General features: G+C 77.0%; 2 protein-coding genes and 1 pseudogene. 2 read left to right on the top strand and 1 reads right to left on the bottom strand.

Annotated features, from left to right (window positions below):
* Both IH13_RS0114695 and IH13_RS0114690 read left to right on the top strand, forming a co-directional pair.
* On the top strand, positions 1-595 hold a 595-nt coding region (locus IH13_RS0114695), incomplete at its 5' end, for a TIGR01777 family oxidoreductase (protein WP_031084555.1).
* A 94-nt stretch (positions 596-689) separates the two neighbouring features.
* Complete coding sequence (locus tag IH13_RS0114690) at positions 690-2,063, top strand: FAD-dependent oxidoreductase (protein WP_234433302.1); 1,374 nt, start codon at positions 690-692, stop codon at positions 2,061-2,063.
* Positions 2,064-2,075: 12 nt separating this feature from the next.
* On the opposite strand, the pseudogene IH13_RS0114685 reads toward IH13_RS0114690, so the two are convergent.
* Positions 2,076-2,851 (bottom strand): annotated as a pseudogene (locus IH13_RS0114685) (regulator); the annotation flags it as partial.

The raw sequence follows: 2,851 nt of genomic DNA, 5'->3' as shown, positions 1-2,851 counted from the left end.
GCTGGACACCCCGCCGAAGGTGCTGCTGTCCGGCTCGGCCATCGGCTACTACGGCGACACCGGGGACCGGACCGTCGACGAGACCGCGCCCCCGGGCAAGGGGTTCCTGCCCTCCGTGTGCGTGGAGTGGGAGGAGGCCACGGCGCCCGCCGAGGAGGCCGGTATCCGCACGGTGCACGCCCGCACCGGTCTGGTCGTCGCCCGTGGGGGCGGGGCCTGGGGCCGCCTCTTCCCCCTCTTCAAGGCGGGCCTGGGCGGTCGTCTGGGCAGCGGCCGGCAGTACTGGAGCTTCATCGCCCTGCACGACCACGTCGCGGCCCTGCGGCACGTCCTGGACACCGAGGCCCTGTCCGGTCCGGTCAACCTGACCGGACCCGCGCCCGTCACCAACGGCCAGGTGACGGCGGCCATGGGGCGGGTGCTGCACCGCCCGACCCTCTTCACCGCGCCGGCGCCCGCCCTGCGGATCGCGCTCGGCGAGTTCGCCGGGGACGTCCTGGGCAGTCAGCGGGTGCTTCCCCGCAGGCTCCTCGACTCCGGCTTCGCGTTCGCCTTCCCCGGCATCGACGGCGCCATCCGGGCGGCACTGCGCTGATCGGACGGGCGTGCGACCCCGTGCACCGGTGCCCGGGGCGCGCGCGGCTGGGCGCCGGTCGGCCACCGGCCTAGCTTCGAGCCCGGACCCCGGCATTCCGGGGGTCCGCGGGGGCAGGAGCCCCCAGCGGTCGCGCCGACTCGGGGAGGGGCACGTGCTCAGGGCAGACACGGCACACCACGCGGACGTGGTTGTCATCGGGGCCGGGATCGCCGGTCTGACAGCCGCCCACCAGCTGATCAGCGCAGGAGTGGAGACATGCGTCCTGGAGGCCGCCCCCCGCGTCGGCGGGCGGATGGCCACCGAGGACCTGGACGGGTTCCGGCTCGACCACACGGGGTCCCTGCTCAGTCCCGCCGACCCGGAGCTGCGCGCCGCGCCGGGCCTCCACGGGCTGGCGCTCAGGGAGTTCGCCCCCGGGGTGCTCGTCCACAGCCGGGGCCGCCGCTACCGTGCCGGGGACGTGCGCAGCGCGAGGGGCGCGCTGAGGGCCGCACGCTCCCGGCCGAGCGCCCCTCACGCGCCCCTGGGCGGCGCGATCGAGCAGGCCAGGCTGGGCGCCTGGCTGTCCCGGCTCGCCACCACTCCGGTCTCCCGCATCCTGGCCCGGCCCGACCGGCCGGCACTGAACTCCCTCACCTCGCGCGGCCTCTCGCCCCGCACGGTCGACGGCTTCCTGCGCCCCCTGCTCTCGGCGCTGCTCTCCGACCCCGTCCTCGCCACGTCGAGCCGCTGCGCCGACCTCGCCCTGCGCGGTTACGCGCGCGGCGGGCTCTGCGTCCCGGCGGGCGGGGCCGCGGCCCTGCCCGAGCTGCTGGCGGCCTCGCTCCCGCCGGGCACCGTGCGGACCGGGGTGCACGTCACGGCCGCCGACATCACCTCCGTGCGCACCAAGGAGCACGGGGAGCTGAGCTGCCGCTCCCTGCTGCTGGCGACCGGGGCGGGCGCGGCCTCCGAGCTGCTGCCGGGGCTGCGGACGCCCTCCTTCCACCCCGTGACGGTGCTCCATCACACCGCCCCCGCTCCCCCGCCGACGGGCGCCCGGCTGCTGCTGGACGCCGACCGGTCGGGGCCGGTCGCGCACACCGCGGTGATGAGCGCGGTCGACCCGTCACGCGCACCGAACGGCCGGGCCCTGATCACCTCCACGGTCCTCGGTCCCCCGCCTCCGGACCTGGACCGCACCGTCCGCGCCCACCTGGCCTCGCTCTACGGCACCCCGACGTACGACTGGGAGCTCCTGGCGGCCCGTCACGACCCGGAGGCGGTGCCCGTGATGGCGCCGCCGCACGATCTGGAGCGGCCCGTGCGGGTGCTCGCCGGCCTGTACGTGTGCGGCGACCACCGCGACACGAGTACGGTCCAGGGCGCCCTGCACTCGGGCCGGCGGGCCGCCTCGGCGATCCTCACGGACCTCGGGGTGCGCCACACACCCGCGGACGGGCCGACGCTGCCCGCCGCGGCCTGACCCCGCCCCGGTTCAGCCCAGGGCCGCGACCCGGTCGCGGTAGCCGCGTACGGCGACCGCGTCCCGGTACGGCTCCAGGCGGCGCTCGAAGTCGCGGACGTACTCCGTGGCCCGCGCCGACCGCATCTGGGACGCCTGCTGGGCCGCCTCGGCGCCCAGCAGGCAGGCCTGGTCGAGCTCCCCGAGCCCGAGCCGGGCGGAGGCGAGCACCACCCGGCAGAACAGCCTGCTCCGGGCGTACGCCGGGGCGCGCAGCTGGAGCGACCGCTCGGCGTGCTGGGCGGCCGCCCGGTACTGCTGGAGGTCGCGGTGGCAGTGGCCGAACTCGTCGGCGAGCTGCGCCTCGTCGAAGGGCCGGGCCCAGTGCGGGACGTCGTCGCCGGGACGGGCGCTCTGCAGGGCGCGCTCCGCCCGCACGAGCGCCGCGACGCAGGCCCTGGTCTCGCCCAGGACGCCGTGCCCCCGGGCCTCGACCGCGTGCAGCAGGGCCATGACCACGGGCGGGGCCGAGGTACCGATGCCCTGCTGGGCGACCCGGGCGAGCTGGACGGCCTCCCTGCCGTGCCCGAGGTAGACGGCCTGCCGGCTCATCGTGATCAGCACGAACGAGCCGTACGCCCGGTCCCCGGCGGCCTGGGCGAGCCGCAGCGCCTGGACGAAGTAGCGCTGGGCCAGGCCGTGCGCCGCGATGTCGTACGACGTCCAGCCGGCCAGCCGGGTCAGGTCGGCGATCGCCGAGAACAACCGCCGCCCGACGGCCTCGCCGTAGGTCCCGCGGAGCATCGGCT

Source organism: Streptomyces sp. NRRL WC-3549, from assembly GCF_000721935.1.
Classification (GTDB): domain Bacteria; phylum Actinomycetota; class Actinomycetes; order Streptomycetales; family Streptomycetaceae; genus Streptomyces.
This window is presented reverse-complemented; position numbering and strand designations above follow the sequence as displayed.